We start from the raw sequence: 25,976 nt of genomic DNA, 5'->3' as shown, positions 1-25,976 counted from the left end.
GCGATATAAGGGAGATGGCGGTAGAATGAACCGTTTTCAATCCCAACGTAAGCAAAAATATACGATGAATCTGAGTACTAAACAAAAACAGCACCTTAAAGGTCTGGCACATCCGCTCAAGCCTGTAGTCATGCTTGGCAACAATGGTTTGACCGAAGGGGTGCTTGCCGAGATTGAACAAGCGCTGGAACACCACGAGCTGATCAAGGTGAAAATCGCCTCTGAAGACAGAGACACTAAAAACCTGATCGTGGAAGCCATCGTGCGCGAATCCGGTGCCTGTAATGTACAGGTCATCGGTAAAACGCTGGTGCTCTACCGCCCATCTAAAGAGCGTAAAATCTCGCTGCCACGCTAAGAATATCCTCAATTAAACACATTTTCTGTGTAAAACGAGGGATTTCTGTCAGCAGGTGAGCAAAATGCCACGCTCCTTGAGTTGATAAAAGGCCGCTATGCGGCCTTTTTCCTTTCTTTACAATGTATCAACATCTTAGCGTAGAAGCGAATTACAGGTATTCAACCTTAATAATTTCGTATTCTACTTCGCCGCCAGGCGTACGGATGACAACCACATCGTCCTGCTCTTTGCCGATCAGACCGCGCGCAATTGGTGAGTTCACGGAAATCAGGTTCTGTTTGAAGTCGGCTTCGTCATCGCCCACGATGCGGTAAGTCTGCTCTTCGTCATTGTCGAGGTTCAACACGGTCACGGTGCAGCCGAAGATGACGCGACCATTGTTTGGCATTTTCGTGATATCAATAACCTGTGCATTTGACAGCTTCGCTTCGATATCTTTGATACGCCCTTCGCAGAAACCCTGCTGCTCACGCGCTGCGTGGTATTCAGCATTCTCTTTCAGGTCGCCATGCTCGCGCGCATCCGCGATAGCGGCGATGATTTCAGGACGACGAACGGATTTCAGGAAATCCAGCTCTTCGCGCAGTTTTTCGGCACCACGTAAGGTCATCGGAATAGCTTGCATTTGTTATACCTCTTAAACATTCCTGTTGGGAGCAGCGTCACCCGCCCCGGCCCCTGTTCCCACGACGTTGCTACCATGAGCGGGCCAGAAGCAAAAAGAAAACCGACCCGGAAGCGAAGCCCCAGGCCAGCAGCAATTTTTCAATTTGATACGCATTTTAACGCGAAGTTCACTATGGGTCATCGTTTACTTTGCAGGGCGATGCGCCGTAGTATGGCGGTTTGTTTCCGGGTTGTTAGCGCGAGATTATGCGATTTTCCAGATTTATCATCGGATTGACTACCAGTTTAACGTTCACCGTCCAGGCCGCGAATGTCGACGAGTACATTAATCAGCTGCCCGCAGGCGCTAACCTTGCATTAGTCGTGCAAAAGGTCGGAGCCCAGACGCCTGATATCGATTATCACAGCCAGCAGATGGCGCTGCCCGCCAGTACCCAGAAGGTCATTACCGGCCTCGCCGCCCTGCTTCAGCTTGGACCCAATTTCCGTTTTACGACCACCCTTGAAAGCAAAGGCAATGTCGACGGTGGCGTGCTGAAAGGCGACCTGATTGCCCGATTTGGCGGCGATCCGACCTTAAAACGTCAGGATATCCGCAATATGGTTGCGGTGCTGAAAAAATCCGGCGTTCAGCAAATTGAAGGCAACGTGCTCATCGACACCTCCATTTTTGCCAGCCACGACAAAGCGCCGGGCTGGCCGTGGAACGACATGACGCAGTGCTTCAGCGCCCCGCCCGCCGCCGCGATTGTCGATCGTAACTGCTTCTCGGTGTCGCTCTACAGCGCCCCAAAGCCGGATGATTTAGCGTTTATCCGCGTGGCGTCATACTACCCGGTGACAATGTTCAGCCAGGTCCGCACGCTGGCGAAGGGCTCGCCGGATGCGCAGTATTGCGAGCTGGACGTGGTTCCCGGCGATCTTAACCGCTTTACGCTCACCGGCTGCCTGACCCAGCGCGCCGATCCGCTCCCGCTGGCCTTTGCCATTCAGGACGGTGCGGGCTATGCCGGGGCGATTATTAAAGATGAACTTAAGCAGGCCGGCATCACCTACAGCGGCACGCTGCTGCGCCAGACGCAGGTTAACCAGCCTGGCACGGTGATCGCCAGCAAGCAGTCCGCGCCGCTGCACGATCTGCTGCGGATCATGCTGAAAAAATCCGACAACATGATCGCCGATACCGTGTTCCGCATGATTGGTCATGCCCGCTTCGGCGTGCCGGGCACGTGGCGCGCGGGCTCCGACGCCGTGCGTCAGATCCTGCGTCAGCAGGCGGGAATCGATCTCGGCAATACCATTGCGGTCGACGGCTCCGGCCTGTCTCGCCATAACCTGATTTCCCCGGCCACGATGATGCAGGTGCTTCAGTACATTGCCCAACACGACACTGAGCTAAACTTTATCTCTATGCTGCCGCTCGCCGGACACGATGGTTCACTTCAGTACCGCGCCGGGCTTCACGCTGCGGGCGTCGATGGCAAAGTTTCCGCCAAAACAGGTTCATTGCAGGGCGTGTATAACCTTGCCGGTTTTATCACCACCGCCAGCGGACAGCGCATGGCATTCGTGCAGTATCTTTCCGGCTATGCTGTCGAACCGACTGACCAGCGCAATCGTCGTATCCCGCTGGTACGCTTTGAGAGCAGGCTCTACAAAGACATCTACCAGAATAACTAGTGATGAAATTACTCATTGTTGAAGACGATCTGTTGTTGCAGGAGGGGTTAGCCCTGGCGCTGACCAGCGAAGGTTACGCGCTGGACTGCGCGGCAACGGCCGCGGAAGCAGACTCCCTGATTCAAAGCGGTGAATACAGCCTCGTGATCCTCGATCTCGGCTTACCGGATAAAGACGGCGCAACGCTGCTGAGCCAGTGGCGCCGCCGGGGTATTGCCAATCCGGTGCTGATCCTCACAGCCCGCGACGCGCTGGAAGACCGGATTAACGGCCTTGATTCCGGCGCGGATGATTATCTGGTTAAGCCCTTTGCCCTTGCTGAACTTCAGGCGCGCGCCCGGGCGCTGATCCGCCGCTATCAGGGCCACAGCGATAACCTGCTGATCGACGGCGACATTACGTTAAACCTGCAAACCCAGCAGGTTCTGCGCAACGCACAGCCCGTTGAAGTCACGCCGAAAGAGTTCGCCCTGCTGACGCGCCTGATCATGCGCAGCGGCCAGACGGTGCATCGCGAAACGCTGCAGCAGGATATCTACTCCTGGCAGGACGATCCGGGCTCGAACACCCTCGAAGTGCATATTCACAACTTGCGCCGCAAGCTGGGCAAAGATCGCATTAAAACCGTGCGCGGCGTGGGCTATCGTCTGGAGAGCCAGAAATGAACAGTATGCGTCGGCGATTAATGGTTTTGCTGGCGGTCATTTTGTTGTTTTTCCAGCTGATAAGCGTGGTCTGGCTGTGGCATGAAAGCCGGGAGCAAATTGGTTTTCTGGTGAGCGAAACGCTGTCGGCAAAGGCACGTAACAACCACGTCGAGAAAGAGATCCGCGAAGCCATTGCCTCGCTGCTGGTGCCGTCGCTGGTAATGGTTGGCTTTACCCTTCTCTTCTCATTCTGGGCCGTAACCTGGATCACCCGCCCGCTGAATAAGCTGCGCGATAGCCTCGCCAATCGTTCGGCGGATAATCTGACTCCCGTGCCAATGTATTCCGACATGGAGGAGATTGGTGCGGTCACAACCTCCCTGAACCAGCTTCTCGCCCGACTTGATCACACTATCCAGCAGGAACGGCTTTTCACCGCCGATGCCGCCCACGAGCTGCGCACGCCGCTTGCGGGGATCAGGCTGCACCTGGAGCTGATGGCCCAGTCCGGTTCTCCGCAGGCCAACACGCTGATAAACCGCATCGATCAGCTGATGCACACCGTGGAACAGCTGCTGATGCTGGCGCGTGCCGGTCAGGCGATGGCCAGCGGGCATTATGACACTCTGGTCTGGACTGAGGACATTATCGCGCCGCTCGGGCTTGGTCACGAGGCCAAAGAGCACACTTTAGTTTGGCCGGACGATAGCCCGCTGACCGTACAGGGAGACGCGGTGTTGCTGCGTTTGATGCTGAGAAACTTACTGGAGAATGCGGCGCGCTATAGCCCGATCGGTACGACCATTGAGGTCAGGCTCGCGCAGCGGGAGGGCGGGACGCAGGTCAGCGTTATCGATCAGGGGCAGGGCATTGACGAAGCCCACCGCCAGTCCATCACCGAGCCGTTCCGCCGCCTTGATCAGCGCTACGGCGGCAGCGGCCTGGGGCTGAGCATCGTGCAGCGCATCGTGCAGCTCCACCACGGCAAGCTGACGCTTGAGAATGGTGCCGAGGGCGGCCTGATCGCCAGCTGCTGGTTGCCCTCAACGTTGAGCTAAAAAAAGCCCCCAGAACGGGGGCTTTTTAATGAGATTAGTGCTTGTAGATGAACTCGACGCCTTCTTCGTCGTCTTCATCCCAGTCATCGTCCCAGTCTTCATCATCTTCTTCACCTTCCAGCTCTTCGAGCTGCTGGCGGTGGTAGTCATCCCACATGAATTCGACTTTTTCAGGCTGCTTCGCTTCTTCGGCCTGAACAACCGGGTTTTCGATGATAAAGGTCATCACATCCCAGCAGAGATCTTTCACGCCGACCTGGCTTGCCGCGGAGATCAGATAGTATTTATCTTCCCAGCCCATTGCTTCGGCGATCGCTTTTGCTTTCGCTTCGGCTTCGGCTTTATCCATCAGGTCGATCTTGTTGAAGACCAGCCAGCGTGGTTTGGACGCCAGCTTCTCGCTGTATTTTTCCAGCTCGCCGATGATAATGCGGGCGTTTTCAACCGGATCGGAACCGTCGATTGGATCGATATCGATGAGGTGCAGCAGCACGCGGCAGCGCTCAAGGTGCTTCAGGAAGCGAATACCCAGACCCGCGCCTTCCGCTGCGCCTTCGATCAGACCCGGAATGTCCGCCACCACGAAGCTCTTCTCGTTATCCATACGGACAACGCCCAGGCTCGGCACCAGCGTCGTAAACGGATAGTCCGCGACTTTAGGCTTGGCGGCAGAGACCGCGCGGATAAAGGTCGATTTACCGGCGTTTGGCATTCCCAGCATACCGACATCAGCCAGAAGCATCAGCTCCAGCTGCAGGTCGCGCTTATCGCCCGGCGTACCCATCGTTTTTTGACGCGGAGTACGGTTAACGGAGGATTTGAAACGGCTGTTACCCAGACCGTGCCAGCCGCCTTTCGCAACCATCAGGCGCTGACCGTGTTTGGTCATATCACCCATAGTCTCGCCAGTGCCCTGATCGATAACGCGCGTTCCGACAGGCACTTTGATGGTGACGTCTTTACCACGTTTACCGGTACAGTCGCGGCTCTGACCATTCTGGCCACGCTCGGCGCGGAAAGATTTTTCAAAACGGTAGTCGATCAGCGTGTTGAGGTTTTCGTCCGCCTCTAACCACACGTCACCACCATCTCCACCGTCGCCGCCGTCAGGGCCGCCACGTGGAATGTATTTTTCACGGCGGAAGCTCACGCAACCATTGCCGCCATCACCTGCTACGACCAGGATCGTTGCTTCATCAACAAACTTCATTTTACTCTCCGTAACTCATTCGCCTGAGCGGGGGACTACAATTACCGCTTCATTTTTGCGCCAACGCCCCCAAAGACGATGACCAATGGCGGAATACATCGCGCCCGCAACCACGACAAACGCACCGAGATAACCCAACATGTTGAGCATCGGCTTGACGAAGACATCGGGCCAGGCCATTGATAACAAATCTGAAAATAACAGCGTAAACAGCGGAGTGAGCGTGATTAACGCGCTCACCTGCGCTGCCTGCCAGCGCGCCATTGCTTCGGCCAGCGCGCCATAACCGACCAGCGTGTTAAGCCCACAAAAAATGAGGCACGCCAGTTGCCAGTCGCTGAGCTGAGCGATCACGCCCGGCTTCGCTAACGGCAGCAATGCTATCGTACATAAAGTGTACAGCAAAAAGAGGATCTGCTGTGACGCAAGACGCCGCAATAACACCTTTTGCGCGACGCCGTAGCTCACCCAGACCGTTGCCGCACCCACACCAAAAATCACACCCCAGGTGTAATCCGTCAGTCGGGTGAAAATCTCGATCAGGCTGGTGTTGAAGAACATCACCAGACCACACAGCAGCATGCTCGCCCCGATAATCTGCGTGCCGCGCATCTTCTCTTTGAGGATGAAGACGCTGGCGACCATCATGCCCACCGGTGAAAGCTGACCAATCACCTGCGAAGCAGTGGGGCTGAGATATTGCAGGGAAGAGCTGAACAGAATGAAATTTCCGAACAGACCGCCCGTTGCGATAGCCAGTAGCACCAGCCAGCGCGGTTTACGGAAGATATGCAGCGGTGGAAGCTTGCCTTTAATGGCGAGGATAGCGCCAAGACCAATGCTTGCCATGAGAAAGCGATAGAACACCACTGTGGGTGGCTCCATGACTTCCAGTACCTGCTTCATTGCAATTGGCAGCGCACCCCAGCACATTGCGGTGGTGAGCGCCAAAAGAATACCAATGCCGGCCTGCTGCTTCATGCCCGTTTTCCCTACAGAAAAATTACCGGGTTTCCAATGTAAAAAGCCCCGCAACAGGGTGCGGGGCTTTAATCCGTTACCGGACCGAGAAAACCTTACTCAGCAACGATGCTGATGTATTTACGGTTGTTCGGGCCTTTAACTTCAAATTTCACTTTACCGTCTGCTTTAGCAAACAGAGTGTGGTCACGACCGCAACCTACGTTGTTGCCAGCGTGGAATTTGGTACCACGTTGACGAACGATGATGCTACCCGCCAGAACGGATTCGCCACCGAAACGCTTAACGCCAAGGCGTTTAGCTTCTGAATCGCGACCGTTACGTGTGGAGCCGCCAGCCTTTTTATGTGCCATTTAAATCTCTCCTCAGGTCTTAGGCGCTGATGCCAGTAATTTTCACATCAGTGAACCACTGACGGTGGCCCTGCTGCTTACGGTAGTGCTTACGACGACGAAACTTAACGATTTTAACTTTCTCGCCACGACCATGAGCAACAACTTCAGCTTTGATAACGCCGCCATCAACGAAAGGAACGCCGATTTTGACTTCTTCACCGTTTGCGATCATCAGAACTTCAGCGAATTCAACAGATTCGCCAGTTGCGATGTCCAGCTTTTCCAGGCGAACGGTCTGACCTTCGCTTACTCGGTGTTGTTTACCACCACTTTGGAAAACCGCGTACATATAAACTCCGCTTCCGCGCACATCCTCGTGTGATTCAGAGTGCGCTATAAATATTCACAATAGGGCGCGAATATTACGCAAAACGCGAGCCTTTGACAAGTGCTACCATCAATACATGAAGAAAAAAAACACAACACGTACGGTAACGTTTATCTGAGCCGTTTTTTCAGTACAATCAGCGATACTATTGATAAACCGAAACCCTTCGTTAACCCATTTGATGTGGGATAAACAGGATAAAAAGCCCGGCTTTTGCGATGAATTTAGAAAAAATCAACGAGTTAACCGCGCAAGATATGGCGGGTGTGAATGCAGCAATCCTGGAGCAACTCAACTCTGACGTTCAGCTGATCAATCAGTTGGGCTATTACATCGTCAGCGGCGGCGGCAAACGTATTCGTCCAATGATAGCCATTTTAGCGGCAAGATCCGTTGGCTATCAGGGAAATGCGCATGTCACGATTGCGGCACTGATCGAGTTTATCCACACGGCGACCCTGCTTCATGATGACGTGGTGGATGAATCCGACATGCGTCGTGGTAAAGCAACGGCAAACGCCGCCTTTGGCAACGCCGCAAGCGTTCTGGTGGGCGATTTTATCTATACCCGCGCATTCCAGATGATGACTTCCCTTGGCTCACTTAAAGTCCTTGAAGTGATGTCTGAAGCGGTGAACGTCATTGCGGAAGGTGAAGTGCTGCAGCTGATGAACGTCAACGATCCGGACATCACCGAAGAAAACTACATGCGCGTTATCTACAGCAAAACGGCGCGTCTGTTTGAAGCGGCCGCGCAGTGTTCCGGGATCCTGGCCGGTTGCACTGAAGCGCAGGAAAAAGGTTTACAGGACTATGGCCGCTATCTTGGCACCGCGTTCCAGCTGATCGACGATCTGCTGGACTACAGCGCCGATGGCGAAACGCTGGGTAAAAACGTCGGTGACGACCTCAACGAAGGTAAACCGACGCTGCCGCTGCTCCACGCGATGCGCAACGGAACGCCGGAGCAGGCGAAAATGATCCGTGAAGCTATCGAGCAGGGAAATGGTCGACATCTTCTGGAACCTGTACTGGAAACAATGGCTATCTGCGGTTCACTGGACTGGACGCGCCAGCGTGCAGAAGAAGAAGCCGATAAAGCGATTGAAGCATTGCAGGTTATCCCAGACAGCCCATGGCGCGATGCGTTAATTGGTCTTGCCCACATCGCCGTTCAGCGCGATCGCTAATGCGTCATCCCCTCCCCGTGCACGTCGCGGGGAGTTTCCAGTAAGTGCTCTAATATTCCATATTCATGTTAAATCATCAGCTTACAGGCCGCATGAATAAAGCTATGTCTTATTCTGAATATTGCTTCCGGTAATGCGAACTTTTTAGAACGGCTGTTCGAAGAAGGTATAGTAACGCGGCCATTTCACGAGAACTGGCGCGGACGCTTACGAACACAAGGACAGCATTATGGATATGAAATTTATCGACTGGCATTCAGCCGATATTATTGCAGCACTCCGCAAAAAAGGGACATCGCTGGCAGCCGAATCTCGCCGCAACGGTTTGAGCTCCTCGACGCTGGCCAATGCGCTGACCCGACCGTGGCCGAAGGGCGAACTGATCATCGCTACCGCACTGGAAACGCAGCCGTGGATTATCTGGCCTTCACGCTACCACGACCCGGTGACGCACGAATTTATCGACAGAACGCGCATGCTGCGCCAGAGAAAAGTGAAGCAAGAGCAGACGGAGTGACGTTCTTATTTTGACAGGAACAGCAACCCCCCGGTCATTTCTGGCAGGGGGCTGCCGGAACGATTACTCGCCCTTCACACGCTCGATTTGAGCACCCAGCGCGCGCAGTTTGTCTTCGATACGCTCATAGCCGCGATCGATGTGATAAATACGATCCACGACGGTCGTGCCTTCCGCGATACAACCCGCCAGCACCAGGCTTGCAGACGCACGAAGATCCGTTGCCATAACCTGCGCACCCGACAGTTTTTCAACGCCGTGGCAGATAACCGTATTGCTTTCAATTTCCGCGTGCGCGCCCATACGGATAAGTTCTGGTACGTGCATGAAGCGGTTTTCAAAGATGGTTTCGGTGATAACGCCCGTCCCTTCCGCAACCAGGTTCAGCAGGGTAAATTGCGCCTGCATATCGGTCGGGAAAGCCGGGTGCGGCGCGGTGCGAACGGTAACGGCCTTCGGACGTTTGCCGTGCATATCGAGGCTGATCCAGTCTTCACCGATTTCGATGTCAGCACCTGCTTCACGCAGTTTTGCCAGAACGGCATCCAGGGTATCCGGCTGTGCGTTACGGCAGACAATTTTGCCGCCGGAGATTGCCGCAGCCACCAGGAACGTACCGGTTTCGATACGGTCCGGCAGAACGCGATAAACACCGCCGCCCAGACGCTCAACGCCTTCGATGGTGATGCGATCGGTACCCTGACCGGTGATCTTCGCGCCCAGCGCCACGAGGAAGTTGGCGGTATCAACGATTTCCGGCTCGCGCGCGGCGTTTTCGATGATGGTGGTGCCTTCTGCCAGCGTTGCCGCTGACATGATGGTTACCGTGGCGCCCACGCTCACTTTGTCCATCACGATGTGCGCGCCTTTCAGACGGCCGTTCACCGAGGCTTTAACGTAACCTTCTTCCAGCTTGATCTCTGCGCCCAGCTTCTCCAGGCCAAAGATGTGCAGGTCAACCGGACGCGCACCGATAGCGCAGCCGCCCGGCAGAGAAACCTGACCCTGACCGAAACGCGCCACCAGCGGTCCAAGCGCCCAGATGGATGCACGCATGGTTTTCACCAGGTCATACGGCGCAGAGAAGTTGTTCACGTTACCAGCATCGATCCAGACAGAACCGTTACGTTCCACTTTCGTGCCCAGCTGAGTGAGCAGCTTCATGGTCGTGTCGATATCTTTCAGCTTCGGTACGTTCTGGATCTCTACCGGATCTTCTGCGAGCAGTGCAGCGAAGAGGATAGGCAGCGCGGCATTCTTAGCGCCAGAAATTGTGACTTCGCCCTGGAGGCGCGTTGGCCCCTGAACACGAAATTTATCCATGTATTTGCTCTCTTAAAAATTCAACCGTGCCGCGGGCAAACGCCCCCGGCTCAAAAACCGTTTAGTTTGCGATCGCGTGCCCACTCTTGTGGGGTGAACGCTTTGATTGACAGGGCGTGGATGCGGTTATCCGCAATGTATTCCATCAGCGGCGCATAGACAGCCTGCTGTTTCTTCACGCGGCTCATTCCGTCGAACATCTCACCCACAGCAATAACCTGGAAGTGACTACCATCGCCAGTGACGTGGGCTTCCTGAAGGGAGAGTGCATTCATCAGCACTGTCTGGATTTCATTATTTTCCATGGGTTCTACATCATCTGATAGTGAAAACAAGCCCAACATCTTAGAGCAAAGTGGCGTCGTCTTAAACAAGCAAAAAGCCCCAACAATGAAACAGTCGGGGCTTTCAGAATTAACACACTGAAAAATTTAGCGAGGGAGCACGTCGCCCGGCAAATTATAAAGCTGCGCGAGGGTGATGACGTTATCGCTAACGCCCGAAAGCGTCACCTTCGCTCCCTGCTTTTTGCCGGTCTCGACGAGATGCACCAGCAGGGCGATCCCGGCGGTATCAACGCGGGAAACGCCGCTGAGATCGATAAGCGTAACGCCCTGCATCGCCTCCGCTCGCGCTTCCCATAGCGGGTTTAGCACATCCTGATCCAGCTCGCCAGACAGCTTTAACCTTTCGCCTTCGCGCGACCAGCTAAGTTGCTGCTGCATTACTTTTTCTCGTCCAGGGAAATTTTCTGGCGAGAGATGGATTGCAGCTGAGCGGTCAGGCCATCGATACCTTTGGTGCGCAGCAGATCGCTCCACTCGTTCTGTTTCGTGGTGATCATGCTCACCCCTTCGGCGATCATGTCATACGCCTGCCAGTTTCCTGTCTGGGAATTTTTACGCCACTGGAAGTCCAGGCGAACCGGCGGACGGCCGTTAGGATCCACGATGGTCACACGAATAGGAATGATGGTGGCATCACCCAGCGGCTGCTCGGGTGCGATTTGATAGGTCTGCCCGTGGTACATCGCCAGCGCCTGACCGTAAGCCTGTTTCAGGTATTCACGGAACGCGGCAAAGTACGCGTCGCGCTGTGCAGGGGTCGCATCTTTGTAGTAACGGCCAAGAACCAGAGCGCCCGCATATTTAATCTGAACGTAAGGCAGCAGCTCCTGATCGACCACATCGCGCAGATAGTCAGGGTTAGCGCGGATTTTCGGCTGTTCGTTCTTAAGACGGTCGAACGTCTTTTTCGCCGCCTCATCCATCAGTTTGTACGGGTTGGTCTGATCGGCAGCGTGTACTGCGCTCAGAGGGGCAATCACCAGCATGGCAACCATTAGCAGTCGTTTAAACATGAATTACTTCTCCTGAGGTGAATTCGTCGCGTCAGGGGTCGGCGCGGCGTCAGTGTTCTTCTCATCACCACCTTTACTGCTGTAAAGGAACTGACCAATCATATCTTCCAGCACCATGGCTGATTTTGTATCCTGGATAACGCTTCCTTCTTTAAGGATAGTCGTTCCCAACTCGGGGTCTTCAAATCCGACGTTCAGCGCCAGATATTGTTCACCCAGCAGGCCGGAAGTGCGAATAGAAAGCGAGCTGGTATCCGGGATATGGTTGTAGCGCTCTTCGATATCCATCGCGACGCGCGGCAGATAGGTTTTTTCGTCAAGCGTAATGTCCGCCACGCGGCCAATCACCACCCCGCCGATACGCACCGGGGAGCGCGCCTTCAGGCCGCCGATGTTATCGAAGGTGGCATAGATACGATACGTAGGCTCGGTACGGATAGAGGTGATATCCGCCGCACGCAGGCAGATGAACAGCGCGGCCAGCAGTGCCAGTAACAGAAATACGCCGACCCAAATTTCATTTTTTCTCGTTTGCATGAACTCAATTCCCAAACATCAGTGCGGTGAGCACAAAATCCAGACCCAGTACGGCCAGCGACGAATGAACGACAGTACGCGTTGTTGCGCGGCTGATCCCCGCCGAAGTCGGGATAGCATCATAGCCGTTGAACAGCGCAATCCAGGTAACCGTAATAGCAAATACCAGGCTCTTGATCAGACAGTTAACCAGGTCCATTCGCAGGTCGATAGCGTCCTGCATCGCAGACCAGAAAAACCCGGCATCAATGCCTTTCCAGTGTACGCCAACCAGCGAACCGCCCCAGATCCCGACAGCAACGAAGAGGATCGTAAGCAGCGGCAAAGAGATGACGCCCGCCCAGAAGCGAGGTGAAATCACGCGGCGCAGAGGATCGACCGCCATCATCTCCATGCTGGAGAGCTGTTCGGTGGCGCGCATCAGGCCGATTTCGGCGGTGAGTGCCGATCCGGCACGTCCGGCAAACAGGAGCGCGGCAACCACCGGGCCGAGTTCGCGCAGCAAGGAGAGCGATACCAGCATTCCGAGGCTGGTTTCCGCGCTGTAGGTGGTCAGAACCAGATAGCCCTGCAGCCCGAGCACCATGCCAATAAACAGACCCGATACGATGATAATCACCATCGACAACACGCCGACGTTATAGAGCTGTCGCACCAGCAGCGGCGCGTGCTTACGGAATTCCGGTTTGCCGACCAGCGCGTTGAATAACATCAATCCGGCGCGCCCGAACGTCCTGATGGTTTTTACGCCACGGTGTCCAAGAGCGGCCAACGCATTTAACAGCATGAGTGGCTTAACTCCCTATTCCTAATAAATCGTCACGATAGTCGCCTGACGGATAGCGGAACGGCACCGGGCCGTCGGCAATACCGTCCAGGAACTGCCGCACGCGCGGATCGCAATTCTCCTGCAGCGCCTGAGCACCACCGTGCGCGACGATCCTTTTGTCTGCCACAATATAGGCGTAATCAGCAATGCTCAGCACTTCCGGAACATCGTGAGACACCACGATGCAGGTCACGCCAAGCGCGCTGTTTAATTCAGATATGAGCTTCACCAGAACGCCCATGGTGATAGGGTCCTGCCCGACGAATGGCTCGTCGAACATGATGAGATCGGGCTCTAATGCAATAGCGCGCGCCAGCGCAGCACGGCGGGCCATACCGCCGGACAGCTCGGACGGCATCAGCTTCGCCGCTCCGCGCAGGCCAACGGCCTCAAGCTTCATCATGACCGTGCTTTTTAATAATTCAGGCGACAAATTAGTATGCTCACGCAGCGGGTAGGCCACGTTATCAAAAACGTTCATGTCGGTGAATAATGCACCGGACTGAAAGAGCATACTCATGCGCTTGCGGACAGTATAGAGGCGCGTGCGCGACATCTCCGGGACGTTTTCGCCGTCAAAAAGGATCTCGCCGCCGTCTGGCGGGATCTGCCCACCAATCAGACGCAACAGGGTGGTTTTACCGATTCCTGACGGGCCCATAATGGCGGTGATTTTACCACGGGGAACAGTCAGAGAAATATCATCAAATATCAATCGGTTGCCGCGAGAAAAGCTGACGCCACGGACATCGACTAAATTCGCCATCGTTTGGCTCATTTATGGTTCCTTTCTTACCCTGGTTCATGTTAAGCATGACGCTTAAATCAGCCGTAAACTCAACATTTTTACAGAATAATAGCCGTTGAGGTTAGCGAAAGCTGGCATTTGTTTTACTTTTCCAGCGCATAAAGTCAAAATTAGGAATTCGTGACGGCTGAGACTGAATGCTGAGCAAAATAAATCATGCGCAGTGGACCGGCGAGTATACCTTAAGAAAGGACTTTTGATGCTTTTAGCCACAGCACTGTTAATAATTGGTTTACTTTTGGTGGTCTACAGTGCTGACCGTTTGGTATTTGCCGCATCAATATTATGCCGACTGATTGGCGTCCCGCCGCTCATTATCGGCATGACGGTCGTCAGCGTTGGTACGTCGCTCCCTGAAATTATCGTGTCAGTCTCCGCTTCGCTCCATGGTCAGGTTGATCTCGCGATCGGCACCGCCATTGGCTCTAACATCGTCAATATTCTTCTGATCCTTGGTTTAGCCGCTCTGCTGCACCCATTTCGCGTGCATTCTGATGTTCTGCGCCGTGAATTGCCGCTAATGTTGATCGTAAGCCTGCTGGCGGGGTGCGTGCTGTATGACGGGGTGCTGAGCTACAGCGACGGCGTGTTCCTGCTGGCGTTAGCCGTGATATGGCTGCTGTTTATCGTTAAAATCGCTCGGCAGGCGGAAAAGCAAGGCAGCGATAGCCTTACGCGTGAGCACGTGGCGGAGCTCCCTCGCGAAGGGAACTTACCCGTGGCGCTGCTCTGGCTTGGCATTGCGATCATCATCATGCCGATGGCAACCCGCATGGTGGTGGATAACGCAACGGTGCTGGCGAACTATTTCGCCATGAGCGAGCTCACCATTGGCCTGACCGTCATCGCCATTGGCACCAGCCTGCCCGAGCTGGCAACGGCCATCGCCGGTGCGCGCAAGGGGGAAGATGATATTGCGATTGGCACGATCATCGGCTCTAACATTTTCAATATCGCGATCGTGACCGGTTTGCCGGCGCTGATCGCGCCAGGACCGTTTAATCCGCTGGCGTTCTCGCGCGATTACGGTGTGATGCTGCTGGTCAGCGTGATTTTCGCCCTGCTCTGCTGGCGGCGGAAACGGCAGATCGGCAAAGGCGCAGGCGCGCTGCTGACAGGTGGATTTATCGTATGGATGGCGATGCTGTACTGGCTCTCGCCTCTTCTCTCTGGGTAAACGGAAACGCATTATGTCGCAAATAGAATTGCAGCCGGGTTTTGACTTTCAGAAAGCAGGAAAAGACGTTCTGGAGATTGAACGTGAAGGTCTGGCGCAGTTAGATCAGTACATTAATCAGGATTTTAGTCTGGCATGTGAGAAGATGTTCTACTGCGCAGGCAAAGTCGTGGTGATGGGGATGGGCAAGTCTGGCCACATCGGACGCAAAATGGCCGCGACCTTCGCGAGCACCGGCACCTCTTCATTCTTTGTTCATCCTGGTGAAGCGGCGCACGGCGATCTGGGCATGGTTACGCCGCAGGATGTGGTTATCGCGCTGTCGAACTCCGGTGAATCCAACGAGATCCTGGCCTTAATCCCGGTGCTGAAGCGTTTGCAGGTTCCGCTCATTTGCATGACCAGCCGCCCGGAAAGCAGCATGGCGCGCGCGGCGGATATTCACCTGTGCGTTAAAGTGCCAAAAGAAGCCTGTCCACTGGGGCTTGCTCCAACCTCCAGCACGACCGCGGCGCTGGTAATGGGCGATGCGCTGGCCGTTGCGCTGCTTGAAGCGCGCGGCTTTACTCCGGAAGATTTTGCCCTTTCGCACCCGGGCGGTGCGCTGGGCCGTAAGCTGCTGCTGCGGGTGAACGACATAATGCACACTGGCGATGAGATCCCTCACGTCAGTAAAGATGCCTCCCTGCGCGACGCGCTGCTGGAAATTACCCGTAAAAATCTCGGTATGACGGTGGTGTGCGACGATCTCATGAAGATTCAGGGGATCTTCACCGATGGCGACCTGCGCCGGGTGTTCGACATGGGCGTGGACGTCCGCACGCTGGGCATCGCTGACGTCATGACTCCGGGCGGCATTCGTGTGCGTCCGGGAACGCTGGCGGTGGATGTGCTGAATCTGATGCAGTCCCGACACATAACCTCAGTGATGGTTGCCGATGGCGACCAGTTGCTGGGTGTGGTACATATGCATGATCTTCTACGCGCTGGCGTAGTGTAATGAAGGATAAGACAATGAGTAATGCGGGTGCATCCCTTGCAACCTGTTATGGCCCGGTGAGTACTCACATGATGGCGAAGGCGGAAAACATCCGTCTGCTGATCCTGGATGTGGACGGTGTGCTTTCCGACGGCCTGATTTACATGGGCAACAACGGCGAGGAGCTGAAGGCATTTAACGTGCGCGACGGTTACGGTATTCGCTGTGCGCTCACTTCCGGGATCGAAGTTGCTATCATCACCGGGCGAAAAGCTAAACTGGTAGAAGATCGCTGCGAAACGCTGGGCATTACCCACCTGTATCAGGGGCAGTCCGATAAGATGCTGGCATTCAACGATTTGCTGGCAAAACTGTCCATCGCGCCAGAGCACGTGGCTTACGTTGGCGACGATCTGATCGACTGGCCGGTGATGGCAGAAGTGGGGTTAAGCATTGCTGTCGCCGATGCGCATCCGCTGCTGATCCCGCGCGCCGACTACGTGACCCATATCAATGGCGGCCGCGGAGCGGTACGTGAAGTGTGCGATCTGCTGCTGCTGGCGCAGGGCAAACTTGATGAAGCCAAAGGGCAATCAATATGAGTAAAACCAGACGTTGGGTTATCATTCTGCTAACGCTTGTCGCACTGGTACTGATTGGCGTAAACCTTGCTGACCGCGACGACACCCAGGCCGAAGTAGTCAACAACAACGATCCAACATACAAAAGCGATCATAGCGACACCGTGGTGTATAGCCCGGAAGGCGCGCTCAACTATCGCCTGGTTGCCCAGCACGTTGAGTACTTTTCAGATGATGCTATTTCGTGGTTTACCCAGCCGGTCATGACCACCTACGATCAAAACAAGGTGCCGACCTGGTCTATCAAGTCTGACAAAGCTAAATTGACGAATGACCGTATGCTTTATCTGTATGGCCACGTTGAAGTTAACGCCCTGACCGCTGACTCTCAACTGCGCAGAATTACCACGGATAACGCCCAGATCAACCTGGTGACCCAGGATGTGACTTCACAGGATCTGGTTACACTTTACGGAACAACATTTAATTCCAGCGGTTTAAGAATGCGCGGGAACTTACGCAGCAAAAACGCCGAGCTGATTGAAAAGGTTAGAACCTCCTATGAAATTCAAAACAAACAAACTCAGCCTTAAAGTAATTATCGCCGGCGCACTGCTGGCGGCGAGTCTTCCCGCGCTTGCTGTAACGGGTGATACCGAGCAGCCGATCCATATCGAATCTGATACGCAGTCTCTGGATATGCAGGGCAACGTCGTGACCTTTACCGGCAACGTCGTCATGACCCAGGGCACTATCAAGATCAACGCCGATAAAGTGGTCGTGACCCGTCCGGGCGGCGAGCAGGGCAAAGAGATCATTGATGGCTACGGTAATCCGGCCACCTTCTATCAGATGCAGGACAACGGTAAGCCGGTGAAAGGCCGTGCGTCTCATATGCACTACGAACTGGCGAAAGATCTGGTGATCCTGACCGGCAATGCCTATCTGGAACAGCTGGATAGCAACATCACCGGCGATAAGATCACCTATCTGGTGAAAGAGCAGAAAATGCAGGCCTCCAGCGAGAAAGGCAAACGCGTCACCACCGTGCTTGTTCCGTCCCAGCTGCAGGACAAAGGCAACAGCCAGGCTCCGGCTCAGAAGAAGAGTAACTAATTCGTTATGGCAACATTAACTGCAAAAAATCTCGCTAAGGCCTACAAAGGCCGCCGCGTCGTGGAAGATGTCAGTCTGACCGTCAACTCCGGCGAAATTGTTGGCCTGTTAGGCCCTAACGGTGCGGGTAAAACCACGACCTTCTACATGGTGGTCGGCATTGTGCCTCGCGATGCGGGCAACATCATTATCGATGATGAAGATATCAGTCTGCTGCCGCTGCACGCCCGTGCGCGCCGTGGTATCGGCTATCTGCCGCAGGAAGCCTCTATCTTCCGCCGCTTGAGCGTCTTCGATAACCTGATGGCCGTGCTGCAGATCCGCGACGATCTGACCAGCGAACAGCGTCAGGATCGCGCCAACGAGCTGATGGAAGAGTTTCACATCGAACACCTTCGCGACAGCTTAGGCCAGGCGCTGTCGGGTGGTGAACGTCGTCGTGTTGAGATTGCGCGTGCGCTGGCCGCAAACCCGAAATTTATCCTGCTGGATGAACCTTTCGCGGGCGTTGACCCGATCTCCGTTATTGATATCAAACGCATTATTGAGCATCTGCGCGACAGCGGGCTGGGCGTACTGATCACCGATCACAACGTCCGTGAAACGCTGGCCGTCTGCGAACGCGCCTACATCGTGAGCCAGGGCCATCTGATTGCCCACGGTACGCCGCAGCAAATCCTCGAAGATGAGCATGTTAAGCGCGTGTACCTTGGGGAAGACTTCAGACTCTGATAGGGTAGAGGTAACGTAACGCCGAACCGGAGAAAAATGCTCTGAACATGAAGCAAGGTTTGCAATTAAGGCTCAGCCAACAACTGGCGATGACGCCGCAGCTACAGCAGGCTATTCGCCTGTTGCAACTGTCCACGTTAGAACTTCAGCAGGAACTCCAGCAGGCGCTGGACAGCAATCCGCTGCTGGAGCAAACCGATCTTCATGACGAGGTAGATACTCAGCAAACGCAGGACACTGAAACGCTCGACTCCGTAGACGCGCTCGAACAAAAAGAGATGCCGGACGAGCTGCCGCTGGACGCAAGCTGGGACGAGATCTACACCGCCGGAACCCCCTCCGGCACGCGTGCAGACTACCAGGATGACGAGCTACCGGTCTATCAGGGCGAAACCACCCAGTCGCTGCAGGATTACCTGATGTGGCAGGTGGAGCTTACCCCCTTCTCCGACACCGATCGCGCCATTGCGACGTCCATTGTCGATGCCGTGGACGACACCGGCTATCTGACCGTTTCACTGGACGATATCCTGGAAAGCATCGGCGATGAAGAGATAGAGCTGGAAGAAATCGAAGCCGTTCTGAAGCGTATTCAGCGCTTCGATCCGGTGGGCGTGGCGGCGAAAGATCTGCGCGACTGCCTGCTGATCCAGCTCTCCCAGTTCGACAAAGAAACCCCGTGGATTGACGAAGCCCGGCTCATCATCAGCGATCATCTGGATCTGCTGGCGAACCACGACTTCCGCACCCTGATGCGCGTGACGCGCCTGAAAGAAGAGGTGCTGAAAGAGGCGGTCAATCTGATCCAGTCTCTCGATCCGCGCCCGGGGCAGTCGATCCAGACCAGCGAGCCTGAGTACGTGATCCCTGACGTACTGGTGCGCAAGCATAACGATCGCTGGGTTGTCGAACTGAATTCCGACAGCATCCCTCGCCTGCAAATCAACCAGCAGTACGCCTCCATGTGTACCAGCGCGCGCAATGACTCCGATAATCAGTATATTCGGAGCAATCTTCAGGAAGCGCGATGGCTGATCAAAAGTCTGGAGAGCCGAAATGATACGCTGCTGCGCGTAAGCCGCTGTATTGTCGAGCAGCAGCAGGCGTTTTTCGAGCAGGGCGAAGAATATATGAAACCGATGGTGCTGGCGGATATCGCTTCGGCCGTCGAGATGCATGAATCCACCATTTCCCGCGTGACGACGCAGAAGTATCTGCACAGTCCACGCGGGATTTTTGAGCTTAAGTATTTCTTCTCCAGCCATGTGAATACCGAAGGCGGCGGCGAAGCCTCGTCAACGGCAATCCGTGCGCTAGTGAAGAAGTTGATCGCCGCGGAGAATCCCGCGAAGCCACTGAGTGACAGTAAGTTAACCACCATGCTGTCCGATCAGGGTATTATGGTGGCACGTCGTACTGTTGCGAAGTATCGAGAGTCTTTATCCATTCCGCCGTCTAACCAGCGTAAACAACTGGTCTGACACAACCGATAAGGAAGACACTATGCAGCTCAACATCACAGGACACAATGTCGAAGTTACTGATGCTTTACGCGAGTTTCTAAACACTAAGTTCGCGAAACTTGAGCAGTATTTCGAGAGGATCAACCAGGTCTATATTGTGTTGAAAGTGGAGAAAGTGACTCATATCTCGGATGCAACCCTGCACGTTAACGGGGGTGAACTCCATGCCAGTGCGGAAGGGCAAGACATGTATGCTGCTATCGACGGCTTGATCGATAAGCTTGCACGACAGCTCAATAAACATAAAGATAAACTGAAACAACACTAATTGTCCGGGCAGTTAACGGGTGCAGGACGGCCTGTTGTGAAACACAACAGGCCATTTGTACAGTTAGCGCTTAGGTGAAATTATGATGAACAACGATTCCGCTCTTCAACTGAGCAATGTCCTTAACCAGGAATGTACCCGCAGTGGCGTTCACTGCCAGAGCAAGAAACGTGCGCTGGAAATTATCAGTGAACTCGCCGCAAAACAGCTGGGCCTGCCGCCACAGGTGGTGTTTGAAGCGATTCTGACCCGCGAAAAAATGGGCAGTACCGGGATTGGCAATGGTATTGCGATCCCACACGGCAAGCTGGAAGAAGACACCCTGCGTGCCGTGGGCGTTTTTGTGCAGCTCGAAACGCCTATCGCGTTCGACGCCATTGATAACCAGCCGGTCGATCTCCTCTTCGCGCTGCTGGTGCCTGCGGATCAGACCAAAACCCATCTGCATACGCTTTCGCTGGTCGCCAAACGTCTGGCCGATAAGACCATTTGCCGCCGACTGCGCTCAGCCCAAAGTGATGAAGAGCTATACCAGATTATCACCGAAGCAGAAGGCCATCAGGATGATGCGTAACCGGGAGATTGCCTTCACATCTGTTGTCCTGAGGAGAAACGGAACATGGTGCTGATGATCGTCAGCGGTCGTTCAGGGTCGGGGAAATCCGTCGCCCTTCGCGCGCTTGAAGATATGGGCTTTTACTGTGTCGATAACCTGCCGGTTGTGCTGCTGCCCGACCTGGCCAGGACGCTGGCAGACAGACAAACGTCTGCTGCCGTCAGCATCGACGTGCGTAACATGCCCGAATCACCGGAAGTCTTTGAACAGGCGATGAACAGTCTGCCTGACACCTTCTCGCCTCAGCTGCTGTTCCTTGATGCCGATCGCAACACGCTGATCCGCCGTTACAGCGACACGCGCCGTTTGCACCCGCTCTCCAGCAAGAATCTCTCGCTGGAAAGCGCCATCGATGAAGAGAGCGACCTGCTGGAGCCGCTGCGCTCCCGCGCCGACCTGATTGTCGATACCTCTGAAATGTCCGTTCACGAGCTGGCAGAAATGCTGCGAACCCGCCTGTTGGGTAAACGCGAGCGTGAGCTAACGATGGTGTTTGAATCCTTCGGCTTTAAGCACGGCATCCCTATCGATGCGGATTATGTTTTCGACGTGCGCTTCCTGCCAAACCCGCACTGGGATCCGAAACTGCGTCCTATGACCGGTCTGGACAAGCCCGTGGCAGCGTTCCTCGACAGGCACACAGAAGTACACAATTTTATCTACCAGACGCGCAGCTACCTTGAGCTATGGTTACCTATGCTGGAGACAAACAATCGCAGCTACTTAACGGTGGCGATTGGCTGTACCGGCGGTAAACATCGTTCGGTGTACATTGCCGAACAGCTGGCCGACTACTTCCGCTCGCGCGGCAAGAACGTTCAGTCCCGTCATCGCACGCTGGAAAAACGTAAAACATGACCGTAAAACAAACCGTTGAAATCACCAACAAGCTGGGAATGCACGCGCGCCCGGCGATGAAACTGTTTGAACTGATGCAGGGTTTCGATGCAGAGGTTCTGCTGCGTAACGATGAGGGCACCGAAGCGGAGGCCAACAGCGTCATCGCGCTGCTGATGCTGGATTCCGCCAAAGGCAGGCAGATCGAAGTGGAGGCCACCGGCCCGCAGGAAGAAGAAGCGCTGGCAGCGGTGGTTGCGCTGTTCAACGCCGGGTTTGACGAAGATTAACGTGTTGCCTTACCGGCGGGTGGCGCTACGCCTGCCCGCCCTACTTCAGATTGTGACTCTCCATAAACGACTCCCCGCCCAACTGCCGCATCTGACGCACGATCCACGCCTGACGGCTGTGAACGTATCCCGACGGGGCGCTGGCCTTAAACTTGATGGGGTTAGGCAACACGGCGGCCAGCAGCGCGGCTTCTGAAAGGGTCAAACGGCTGGCCGGTTTATGGAAGTAGCGCTGCGCGGCGGCCTCGACGCCGAACACGCCCTCGCCAAATTCAGCGATGTTCAGATAAACGGTCAGAATGCGCTTCTTGCTCCAGACCGTTTCAATGCCCAGCGTCAGCCCGGCCTCCAGCCCTTTTCGCAGCCAGCTTCGCCCGTCCCACAGAAACAGGTTTTTAGCCGTCTGCTGAGAGAGCGTGGACGCCCCGCGAACCCGGGTTTCATGGCGTTCGTTATGGGCCAGCGCTTTTTCGATCGCCGCCACGTCAAACCCCCAGTGCTCCGGGAATTTCTGATCTTCTGCCGCAATCACCGCCAGCCCCATCATCGGGGAGATCTCATCCATGCTCACCCAGTCGGAATGGGCAACATAGCCGAAATCACCGCTCAGCCACGCGCTGAGCTGGCGCTCGACCATAACGGCGGAAAAGGGAACGGGAACGATGCTAAACAGCGCGATACCGCCGCCCCAGAACACCGCCAGAACGATCAGCACGCGCAGCAGGATGCGCTTCACCCACGCAGCCGGGGAAAATTTACGGCTCATTCAGTCAGAACCAGAACGCGATCCACCAGCTTATCGATACCGGTCGCCGCCTCAGCGATATTCTGCGCGAGCATATAGGCAGGCGTGGTTACGATTTTATTGTCTTCATCCACCACGATGTCATCGACCGGGCACGGCACGTGCTCACCGCCCATCTCTTCCACAATCTCAGCGGTGTCGATGTCCGTTCCGATGGTCAGGCGCAGCGGGAAATCAAAGATTTTTGGCAGCATCGCAGGCGCAATGCAGATAAAGCCAAGCGGTTTTCCGGCGCTGTGCATTGCCAGCGCCAAAGCTTTCAAATCAGGGTCGACGTGGCACGCGCTTCCCTCGGTGGCAAAGGAGCTTAAATTTTTGGCGGCGCCAAATCCCCCCGGCACAATCAGCGCGTCCAGTTCGTCGGCACTGGCCTGCGCCAGCGGATGTATATCGCCCCGGGCGATGCGCGCGGCTTCCACCAGGACATTGCGGGTCTCCGGCATCGCCTCACCGGTCACGTGATTAATGACGTCCGACTGATTTTTATCCGGCGCGAAGCAGACAACCTCTGCACCGCGTCGGGCTAATGCCAGCAGCATCAATACGGCCTCGTGAATTTCTGAACCATCGTAAACACCGCAGCCACTCAGCACGATACCTATCTTTTTCATCATGACGATCCTTTTTGTAAATCAATGAAGCATATTAATAATTCTGATTAAAACGCTATGCTTCACACATTTCACTGATTCCTGTAACAAACCATTTAAGATTTGCTATCTTATTTGCGTGCGGCCTAAATATTCAGGCGGCGTCCATGCGAAAACAACACGAAAAATCAGGCGCAGCCACGATTTCCCTGGTGTTGGCGCAGTATTCGCGCACCCCGGTCTAGCCGGGGTCATTTTTTTCTGGCGTCCACCCAGGCTTTCAGCACCGCCACATCGTTCTGCCACTCTTGTTTCATCTCTTCAACCCAATCCCCGACGTTATCTTCCCATGCCGGTAAATCCGGTGACTGAATCTGCTGTCCAAGCTGCTGCAGGTGGCGCAACCCGACCGACCCCGCCGCACCTTTGATCTTATGCCCTTCCTCGACAATGCCTTTTTTATCGCGCGCGGTGAGGTTCGATTCCAGCACGCTCAGGTAGCCCGGCATCATTTTTTCAAACACCGCCAGGCCATCGGTGATCAGTTTTGGGCCCACCAGATCGATGTATTGCTCAAGCATGGCAGTATCCAGAATCGCTTGTGTCTTCGCGCTATCTACAGACGTCATGGTGCTCTCCTCTTCATCACAGGTATCCCAGAACTTCTTAATCATGGCGGTCAATGCGGGAACCGCCAGCGGTTTGCTGAGCACATCGTCCATGCCAGCATCAAGGTACTCTTTTTTATCTTTCAGCACGTTCGCCGTCAGCGCCACCAGCGGCGGCAGCTCATCGGGAGCGTACTTCTGCGTCAGTTCGCGTGAGATATCCAGCCCGGTCATGTCCGGCAGCTGAATATCCAGCAGCACGAGGTCGTATTCACCCGGCGTGAACATCTCAAGCGCCGCTTTACCGGTCATCGCTACATCCACGCTGTTGCCCAATTTTTCCAGCACCGAGCGCGCCACAATCACGTTCAGCTCGATATCTTCAACCAGCAGCACGTGCAGCGCAGGCAGCGGCATGTCGTCGTTATCGAAGGTGTCTTCCACCTCTTCCGCTACCGCCGGCGCGTGAACCGTCAGGGTGAAGGTCGATCCTTTGCCCGCCTGGCTGCTCACGGTAATGTCCCCGCCCATGCTCTTCGCCAGCCGTTTAGAGACCGCCAGGCCGATACCCGTCCCGGTCGCCGGCTTGCCGCCGTTGCTGTCCTTCACCTGATAGTACATGGCGAAGATTTTATCCTGCTCTTCCTGCGGAATACCGATCCCGGAGTCCTCCACCTCGAAGTGCAGCATATCGCCCTCGTCATAGCGAATGCGTACCGCCACCTTGCCCTTTTGGGTGAACTTCACGGCGTTGCTGATGAGGTTCCACAGGATCTGGCGCAGACGGGTGCCGTCGGTGGTCACCTTATGCGGCAGTGGCAGGGTCGGCTCCATGACGAAGCTCAGCCCCTTTTGCTGCGCCTGCAGCCCGGAAAGGTTCTCCAGATCGGCCAGGAAACCGGTGAAATCCACCGGCTGGTTATCAAGCTGCACCTTACGGCGCTCCATCTTATCCATGTCGATAATATCGTTGAAGATATTGCCGAGCGTCACCGCAGAGACGTGGATCGTCTTGAGGTATTTTTCCTGCTCGCTGGTCAGGTCGGTATCCAGCAGAATGCGGCTCAGCCCGACGATGCCGTTCAGCGGGGTGCGCAGCTCGTGGCTGATGGTTGAGATAAAGGTGGTTTTGTCGCGGCTGGCGCGCTCAAGCGCATCCTGGTAGCGCTTACGCTCGGTGATATCGCGGCCAAAGCCCATCAGGCCGTGGCGTTTCCCCACGCGGTCGTAGTACGGCACCTTACGAATTTCAAAGCAGGCTTTGCGCCCGTCCGGGTAATCCAGCCACTGTTCATAGGTGAGCGAGACATTGTGGCGGAAGACTTTTTCGTCGGTTTCCATCACCTTTGCCGCCGCCTCTTCAGAATAGACGTCCTGCGGCTTCAGGTTAATCAGCTGTTTTTCGCTTTTCCCGGTGAGCAGCTCCATCGCCCGGTTACAGCCGGAGAACTCTTTGTCTTCGTTGCGATAGAACACCAGGTCCGGGGACGCGTCGAGGAAGGAGCGCAGGAAGGAGGATTGCTGTTCGAGCTGGATCTGCGTCACCTCGCGCTCTTTCATTTCGATTTTCAGCTGTTCAAGCGTGGCCTGACGTTCGGCCTCCGCTTTTTCACGATCTGAAATCTCCTGATTGAGCTGCGCGATATTGTCTTTTAGCTGAACGTTAAGCTTGAGATCGCGCTCGCGCATCTCTTCCAGCTTCTCAACCAGCTTCGACAGACGCTGACGGGACTCCTCCAGCTGTTCCACCACCACGGAGAGAAAATAGACCGCCCAGGGGGTGATCAGCAGCCCGAAGAAGATTGAACGGATAACGTCAATACTTTCGACCTGGCCGTGCAGCACCATGGTTACGGCCATCTGCACCACAATCGCCAGCACCACCAGCGCAAGCGCCAGCAGCAAGGAAAAACGTACCAGCCCGAGCTTCATCATCAGATCGACATAGTACTGGGCAAGCATTCGGATTTGCTTCATAGAGGATCCCTTCACGACGTTATCGC

General features: G+C 55.1%; 32 protein-coding genes. 17 read left to right on the top strand and 15 right to left on the bottom strand.

What is annotated here, in order from left to right; translation table 11 throughout:
• Positions 1-64: 64 nt before the first annotated feature.
• Complete coding sequence (yhbY, locus tag AB6V08_RS00490) at positions 65-358, top strand: ribosome assembly RNA-binding protein YhbY (RefSeq protein WP_368540968.1); 294 nt, start codon at positions 65-67, stop codon at positions 356-358.
• Positions 359-509: 151 nt separating this feature from the next.
• Here the strand turns inward: yhbY and greA are convergent, their stop codons facing one another.
• Positions 510-986, bottom strand: coding sequence for a transcription elongation factor GreA (gene greA, locus AB6V08_RS00485; protein WP_368540706.1), 477 nt, complete (start codon positions 984-986; stop codon positions 510-512).
• A gap of 248 nt (positions 987-1,234) precedes the next feature.
• Here greA and dacB point away from each other — a divergent pair, with 248 nt between their 5' ends.
• From dacB to pmrB, 3 genes are read left to right on the top strand one after another with little or no spacing between them, the layout of a single operon-like run.
• Positions 1,235-2,668: a serine-type D-Ala-D-Ala carboxypeptidase gene (gene dacB / locus AB6V08_RS00480; protein WP_368540704.1), complete on the top strand. Its 1,434-nt coding sequence runs from the start codon at positions 1,235-1,237 to the stop codon at positions 2,666-2,668.
• A gap of 2 nt (positions 2,669-2,670) precedes the next feature.
• The gene (pmrA, locus tag AB6V08_RS00475) at positions 2,671-3,333 is read left to right on the top strand and encodes a two-component system response regulator PmrA (RefSeq protein WP_368540703.1); all 663 of its coding nucleotides are present in this window, start codon (positions 2,671-2,673) and stop codon (positions 3,331-3,333) included.
• The gene (pmrB, locus tag AB6V08_RS00470) at positions 3,330-4,373 is read left to right on the top strand and encodes a two-component system sensor histidine kinase PmrB (RefSeq protein WP_368540702.1); all 1,044 of its coding nucleotides are present in this window, start codon (positions 3,330-3,332) and stop codon (positions 4,371-4,373) included. Before pmrA ends, pmrB begins: the two co-directional genes overlap by 4 nt.
• 34 nt (positions 4,374-4,407) lie before the next feature.
• On the opposite strand, the gene cgtA is transcribed toward pmrB, so the two are convergent.
• The 4 genes from cgtA to rplU all read right to left on the bottom strand — a co-directional run bounded on the left by cgtA (position 4,408) and on the right by rplU (position 7,248).
• Positions 4,408-5,583, bottom strand: coding sequence for an Obg family GTPase CgtA (cgtA, locus tag AB6V08_RS00465; protein WP_368540701.1), 1,176 nt, complete (start codon positions 5,581-5,583; stop codon positions 4,408-4,410).
• A gap of 15 nt (positions 5,584-5,598) precedes the next feature.
• A complete protein-coding gene (locus AB6V08_RS00460) occupies positions 5,599-6,564 on the bottom strand; it encodes a DMT family transporter (protein WP_368540699.1) in 966 nt (321 codons plus the stop codon).
• 95 nt (positions 6,565-6,659) lie between these two features.
• On the bottom strand, positions 6,660-6,917 hold the full coding sequence (gene rpmA / locus AB6V08_RS00455) for a 50S ribosomal protein L27 (protein WP_004385076.1): 258 nt from the start codon (positions 6,915-6,917) through the stop codon (positions 6,660-6,662).
• Between the two features lie 19 nt (positions 6,918-6,936).
• Entirely contained in the window at positions 6,937-7,248 is a 312-nt protein-coding gene (gene rplU, locus AB6V08_RS00450) for a 50S ribosomal protein L21 (protein ID WP_003025032.1), read from the bottom strand.
• A 257-nt stretch (positions 7,249-7,505) separates the two neighbouring features.
• Between rplU and ispB the strand changes: the two genes are divergently transcribed.
• Together ispB and sfsB are read left to right on the top strand one after the other, a co-directional pair.
• Positions 7,506-8,477 (top strand): octaprenyl diphosphate synthase, encoded by a 972-nt coding sequence (ispB, locus tag AB6V08_RS00445; RefSeq protein ID WP_368540697.1) that lies wholly within the window; start codon positions 7,506-7,508, stop codon positions 8,475-8,477.
• A gap of 229 nt (positions 8,478-8,706) precedes the next feature.
• Entirely contained in the window at positions 8,707-8,994 is a 288-nt protein-coding gene (gene sfsB / locus AB6V08_RS00440) for a DNA-binding transcriptional regulator SfsB (RefSeq protein ID WP_368540696.1), read from the top strand.
• Between the two features lie 63 nt (positions 8,995-9,057).
• Here sfsB and murA read toward each other — a convergent pair whose 3' ends face one another.
• From murA to mlaF, 7 genes are all read right to left on the bottom strand, one after another.
• Positions 9,058-10,317, bottom strand: a complete 1,260-nt coding sequence (gene murA / locus AB6V08_RS00435) for a UDP-N-acetylglucosamine 1-carboxyvinyltransferase (protein WP_368540695.1) — start codon at positions 10,315-10,317, stop codon at positions 9,058-9,060.
• 50 nt (positions 10,318-10,367) lie between these two features.
• The gene (ibaG, locus tag AB6V08_RS00430; RefSeq protein WP_368540694.1) at positions 10,368-10,622 is read right to left on the bottom strand and encodes a BolA family iron metabolism protein IbaG; all 255 of its coding nucleotides are present in this window, start codon (positions 10,620-10,622) and stop codon (positions 10,368-10,370) included.
• A gap of 126 nt (positions 10,623-10,748) precedes the next feature.
• Complete coding sequence (gene mlaB / locus AB6V08_RS00425) at positions 10,749-11,042, bottom strand: lipid asymmetry maintenance protein MlaB (RefSeq protein WP_368540693.1); 294 nt, start codon at positions 11,040-11,042, stop codon at positions 10,749-10,751.
• A complete protein-coding gene (gene mlaC, locus AB6V08_RS00420) occupies positions 11,042-11,677 on the bottom strand; it encodes a phospholipid-binding protein MlaC (RefSeq protein WP_368540692.1) in 636 nt (211 codons plus the stop codon). The genes mlaB and mlaC overlap by 1 nt, the downstream gene beginning before the upstream one ends.
• Before the next feature lie 3 nt (positions 11,678-11,680).
• Positions 11,681-12,214, bottom strand: a complete 534-nt coding sequence (gene mlaD, locus AB6V08_RS00415; RefSeq protein WP_368540691.1) for an outer membrane lipid asymmetry maintenance protein MlaD — start codon at positions 12,212-12,214, stop codon at positions 11,681-11,683.
• A gap of 4 nt (positions 12,215-12,218) precedes the next feature.
• Positions 12,219-13,001, bottom strand: coding sequence for a lipid asymmetry maintenance ABC transporter permease subunit MlaE (gene mlaE, locus AB6V08_RS00410; RefSeq protein ID WP_368540690.1), 783 nt, complete (start codon positions 12,999-13,001; stop codon positions 12,219-12,221).
• Between the two features lie 7 nt (positions 13,002-13,008).
• Positions 13,009-13,821 (bottom strand): phospholipid ABC transporter ATP-binding protein MlaF, encoded by an 813-nt coding sequence (mlaF, locus tag AB6V08_RS00405; protein ID WP_368540689.1) that lies wholly within the window; start codon positions 13,819-13,821, stop codon positions 13,009-13,011.
• A gap of 229 nt (positions 13,822-14,050) precedes the next feature.
• Between mlaF and AB6V08_RS00400 the strand changes: the two genes are divergently transcribed.
• From AB6V08_RS00400 to npr, 11 genes are all read left to right on the top strand, one after another.
• Complete coding sequence (locus AB6V08_RS00400) at positions 14,051-15,028, top strand: calcium/sodium antiporter (protein WP_368540688.1); 978 nt, start codon at positions 14,051-14,053, stop codon at positions 15,026-15,028.
• A gap of 13 nt (positions 15,029-15,041) precedes the next feature.
• Positions 15,042-16,028, top strand: coding sequence for an arabinose-5-phosphate isomerase KdsD (gene kdsD / locus AB6V08_RS00395; RefSeq protein WP_368540687.1), 987 nt, complete (start codon positions 15,042-15,044; stop codon positions 16,026-16,028).
• 14 nt (positions 16,029-16,042) lie between these two features.
• Positions 16,043-16,609, top strand: a complete 567-nt coding sequence (kdsC, locus tag AB6V08_RS00390) for a 3-deoxy-manno-octulosonate-8-phosphatase KdsC (RefSeq protein ID WP_368540686.1) — start codon at positions 16,043-16,045, stop codon at positions 16,607-16,609.
• The gene (gene lptC / locus AB6V08_RS00385) at positions 16,606-17,181 is read left to right on the top strand and encodes an LPS export ABC transporter periplasmic protein LptC (protein WP_368540684.1); all 576 of its coding nucleotides are present in this window, start codon (positions 16,606-16,608) and stop codon (positions 17,179-17,181) included. The genes kdsC and lptC overlap by 4 nt, the downstream gene beginning before the upstream one ends.
• The gene (gene lptA, locus AB6V08_RS00380; protein ID WP_368540683.1) at positions 17,150-17,704 is read left to right on the top strand and encodes a lipopolysaccharide ABC transporter substrate-binding protein LptA; all 555 of its coding nucleotides are present in this window, start codon (positions 17,150-17,152) and stop codon (positions 17,702-17,704) included. The genes lptC and lptA overlap by 32 nt, the downstream gene beginning before the upstream one ends.
• A gap of 6 nt (positions 17,705-17,710) precedes the next feature.
• Positions 17,711-18,436 carry an LPS export ABC transporter ATP-binding protein gene (gene lptB / locus AB6V08_RS00375; RefSeq protein ID WP_250586265.1) on the top strand — a complete coding sequence of 242 codons (726 nt, stop codon included), beginning with the start codon at positions 17,711-17,713 and terminating at the stop codon, positions 18,434-18,436.
• 47 nt (positions 18,437-18,483) lie between these two features.
• The gene (gene rpoN / locus AB6V08_RS00370; protein WP_368540681.1) at positions 18,484-19,917 is read left to right on the top strand and encodes an RNA polymerase factor sigma-54; all 1,434 of its coding nucleotides are present in this window, start codon (positions 18,484-18,486) and stop codon (positions 19,915-19,917) included.
• Positions 19,918-19,939: 22 nt separating this feature from the next.
• Entirely contained in the window at positions 19,940-20,227 is a 288-nt protein-coding gene (gene hpf, locus AB6V08_RS00365; RefSeq protein ID WP_368540680.1) for a ribosome hibernation promoting factor, read from the top strand.
• A gap of 82 nt (positions 20,228-20,309) precedes the next feature.
• A complete protein-coding gene (ptsN, locus tag AB6V08_RS00360; protein ID WP_368540679.1) occupies positions 20,310-20,801 on the top strand; it encodes a PTS IIA-like nitrogen regulatory protein PtsN in 492 nt (163 codons plus the stop codon).
• Positions 20,802-20,846: 45 nt separating this feature from the next.
• On the top strand, positions 20,847-21,701 hold the full coding sequence (gene rapZ / locus AB6V08_RS00355; protein ID WP_368540678.1) for an RNase adapter RapZ: 855 nt from the start codon (positions 20,847-20,849) through the stop codon (positions 21,699-21,701).
• Positions 21,698-21,970 (top strand): PTS phosphocarrier protein NPr, encoded by a 273-nt coding sequence (gene npr, locus AB6V08_RS00350; protein WP_025756690.1) that lies wholly within the window; start codon positions 21,698-21,700, stop codon positions 21,968-21,970. Before rapZ ends, npr begins: the two co-directional genes overlap by 4 nt.
• A 40-nt stretch (positions 21,971-22,010) precedes the next feature.
• Here the strand turns inward: npr and mtgA are convergent, their stop codons facing one another.
• The 3 genes from mtgA to arcB all read right to left on the bottom strand — a co-directional run bounded on the left by mtgA (position 22,011) and on the right by arcB (position 25,950).
• On the bottom strand, positions 22,011-22,736 hold the full coding sequence (mtgA, locus tag AB6V08_RS00345) for a monofunctional biosynthetic peptidoglycan transglycosylase (protein ID WP_368540676.1): 726 nt from the start codon (positions 22,734-22,736) through the stop codon (positions 22,011-22,013).
• Entirely contained in the window at positions 22,733-23,386 is a 654-nt protein-coding gene (gene elbB, locus AB6V08_RS00340; protein ID WP_368540674.1) for an isoprenoid biosynthesis glyoxalase ElbB, read from the bottom strand. Before elbB ends, mtgA begins: the two co-directional genes overlap by 4 nt.
• 230 nt (positions 23,387-23,616) lie before the next feature.
• Positions 23,617-25,950 (bottom strand): aerobic respiration two-component sensor histidine kinase ArcB, encoded by a 2,334-nt coding sequence (gene arcB, locus AB6V08_RS00335; RefSeq protein WP_368540673.1) that lies wholly within the window; start codon positions 25,948-25,950, stop codon positions 23,617-23,619.
• Between the last annotated feature and the right edge of the window lie 26 nt (positions 25,951-25,976).

This window comes from Enterobacter soli (assembly GCF_964208575.1).
In the GTDB taxonomy this organism is placed as follows: Bacteria; Pseudomonadota; Gammaproteobacteria; order Enterobacterales; family Enterobacteriaceae; genus Enterobacter; species Enterobacter soli_A.
This window is presented reverse-complemented; position numbering and strand designations above follow the sequence as displayed.

Excerpts from the sequence above, each read along its gene's own strand:
- yhbY (WP_368540968.1), top strand. The coding sequence starts at position 65 with ATGAATCTGAGTACTAAACAAAAACAGCACCTTAAAGGTCTGGCACAT.
- greA (WP_368540706.1), bottom strand. The coding sequence starts at position 986 with ATGCAAGCTATTCCGATGACCTTACGTGGTGCCGAAAAACTGCGCGAA.
- dacB (WP_368540704.1), top strand. The coding sequence starts at position 1,235 with ATGCGATTTTCCAGATTTATCATCGGATTGACTACCAGTTTAACGTTC.
- pmrA (WP_368540703.1), top strand. The coding sequence starts at position 2,671 with ATGAAATTACTCATTGTTGAAGACGATCTGTTGTTGCAGGAGGGGTTA.
- pmrB (WP_368540702.1), top strand. The coding sequence starts at position 3,330 with ATGAACAGTATGCGTCGGCGATTAATGGTTTTGCTGGCGGTCATTTTG.
- cgtA (WP_368540701.1), bottom strand. The coding sequence starts at position 5,583 with ATGAAGTTTGTTGATGAAGCAACGATCCTGGTCGTAGCAGGTGATGGC.
- AB6V08_RS00460 (WP_368540699.1), bottom strand. The coding sequence starts at position 6,564 with ATGAAGCAGCAGGCCGGCATTGGTATTCTTTTGGCGCTCACCACCGCA.
- rpmA (WP_004385076.1), bottom strand. The coding sequence starts at position 6,917 with ATGGCACATAAAAAGGCTGGCGGCTCCACACGTAACGGTCGCGATTCA.
- rplU (WP_003025032.1), bottom strand. The coding sequence starts at position 7,248 with ATGTACGCGGTTTTCCAAAGTGGTGGTAAACAACACCGAGTAAGCGAA.
- ispB (WP_368540697.1), top strand. The coding sequence starts at position 7,506 with ATGAATTTAGAAAAAATCAACGAGTTAACCGCGCAAGATATGGCGGGT.
- sfsB (WP_368540696.1), top strand. The coding sequence starts at position 8,707 with ATGGATATGAAATTTATCGACTGGCATTCAGCCGATATTATTGCAGCA.
- murA (WP_368540695.1), bottom strand. The coding sequence starts at position 10,317 with ATGGATAAATTTCGTGTTCAGGGGCCAACGCGCCTCCAGGGCGAAGTC.
- ibaG (WP_368540694.1), bottom strand. The coding sequence starts at position 10,622 with ATGGAAAATAATGAAATCCAGACAGTGCTGATGAATGCACTCTCCCTT.
- mlaB (WP_368540693.1), bottom strand. The coding sequence starts at position 11,042 with ATGCAGCAGCAACTTAGCTGGTCGCGCGAAGGCGAAAGGTTAAAGCTG.
- mlaC (WP_368540692.1), bottom strand. The coding sequence starts at position 11,677 with ATGTTTAAACGACTGCTAATGGTTGCCATGCTGGTGATTGCCCCTCTG.
- mlaD (WP_368540691.1), bottom strand. The coding sequence starts at position 12,214 with ATGCAAACGAGAAAAAATGAAATTTGGGTCGGCGTATTTCTGTTACTG.
- mlaE (WP_368540690.1), bottom strand. The coding sequence starts at position 13,001 with ATGCTGTTAAATGCGTTGGCCGCTCTTGGACACCGTGGCGTAAAAACC.
- mlaF (WP_368540689.1), bottom strand. The coding sequence starts at position 13,821 with ATGAGCCAAACGATGGCGAATTTAGTCGATGTCCGTGGCGTCAGCTTT.
- AB6V08_RS00400 (WP_368540688.1), top strand. The coding sequence starts at position 14,051 with ATGCTTTTAGCCACAGCACTGTTAATAATTGGTTTACTTTTGGTGGTC.
- kdsD (WP_368540687.1), top strand. The coding sequence starts at position 15,042 with ATGTCGCAAATAGAATTGCAGCCGGGTTTTGACTTTCAGAAAGCAGGA.
- kdsC (WP_368540686.1), top strand. The coding sequence starts at position 16,043 with ATGAGTAATGCGGGTGCATCCCTTGCAACCTGTTATGGCCCGGTGAGT.
- lptC (WP_368540684.1), top strand. The coding sequence starts at position 16,606 with ATGAGTAAAACCAGACGTTGGGTTATCATTCTGCTAACGCTTGTCGCA.
- lptA (WP_368540683.1), top strand. The coding sequence starts at position 17,150 with ATGAAATTCAAAACAAACAAACTCAGCCTTAAAGTAATTATCGCCGGC.
- lptB (WP_250586265.1), top strand. The coding sequence starts at position 17,711 with ATGGCAACATTAACTGCAAAAAATCTCGCTAAGGCCTACAAAGGCCGC.
- rpoN (WP_368540681.1), top strand. The coding sequence starts at position 18,484 with ATGAAGCAAGGTTTGCAATTAAGGCTCAGCCAACAACTGGCGATGACG.
- hpf (WP_368540680.1), top strand. The coding sequence starts at position 19,940 with ATGCAGCTCAACATCACAGGACACAATGTCGAAGTTACTGATGCTTTA.
- ptsN (WP_368540679.1), top strand. The coding sequence starts at position 20,310 with ATGATGAACAACGATTCCGCTCTTCAACTGAGCAATGTCCTTAACCAG.
- rapZ (WP_368540678.1), top strand. The coding sequence starts at position 20,847 with ATGGTGCTGATGATCGTCAGCGGTCGTTCAGGGTCGGGGAAATCCGTC.
- npr (WP_025756690.1), top strand. The coding sequence starts at position 21,698 with ATGACCGTAAAACAAACCGTTGAAATCACCAACAAGCTGGGAATGCAC.
- mtgA (WP_368540676.1), bottom strand. The coding sequence starts at position 22,736 with ATGAGCCGTAAATTTTCCCCGGCTGCGTGGGTGAAGCGCATCCTGCTG.
- elbB (WP_368540674.1), bottom strand. The coding sequence starts at position 23,386 with ATGAAAAAGATAGGTATCGTGCTGAGTGGCTGCGGTGTTTACGATGGT.
- arcB (WP_368540673.1), bottom strand. The coding sequence starts at position 25,950 with ATGAAGCAAATCCGAATGCTTGCCCAGTACTATGTCGATCTGATGATG.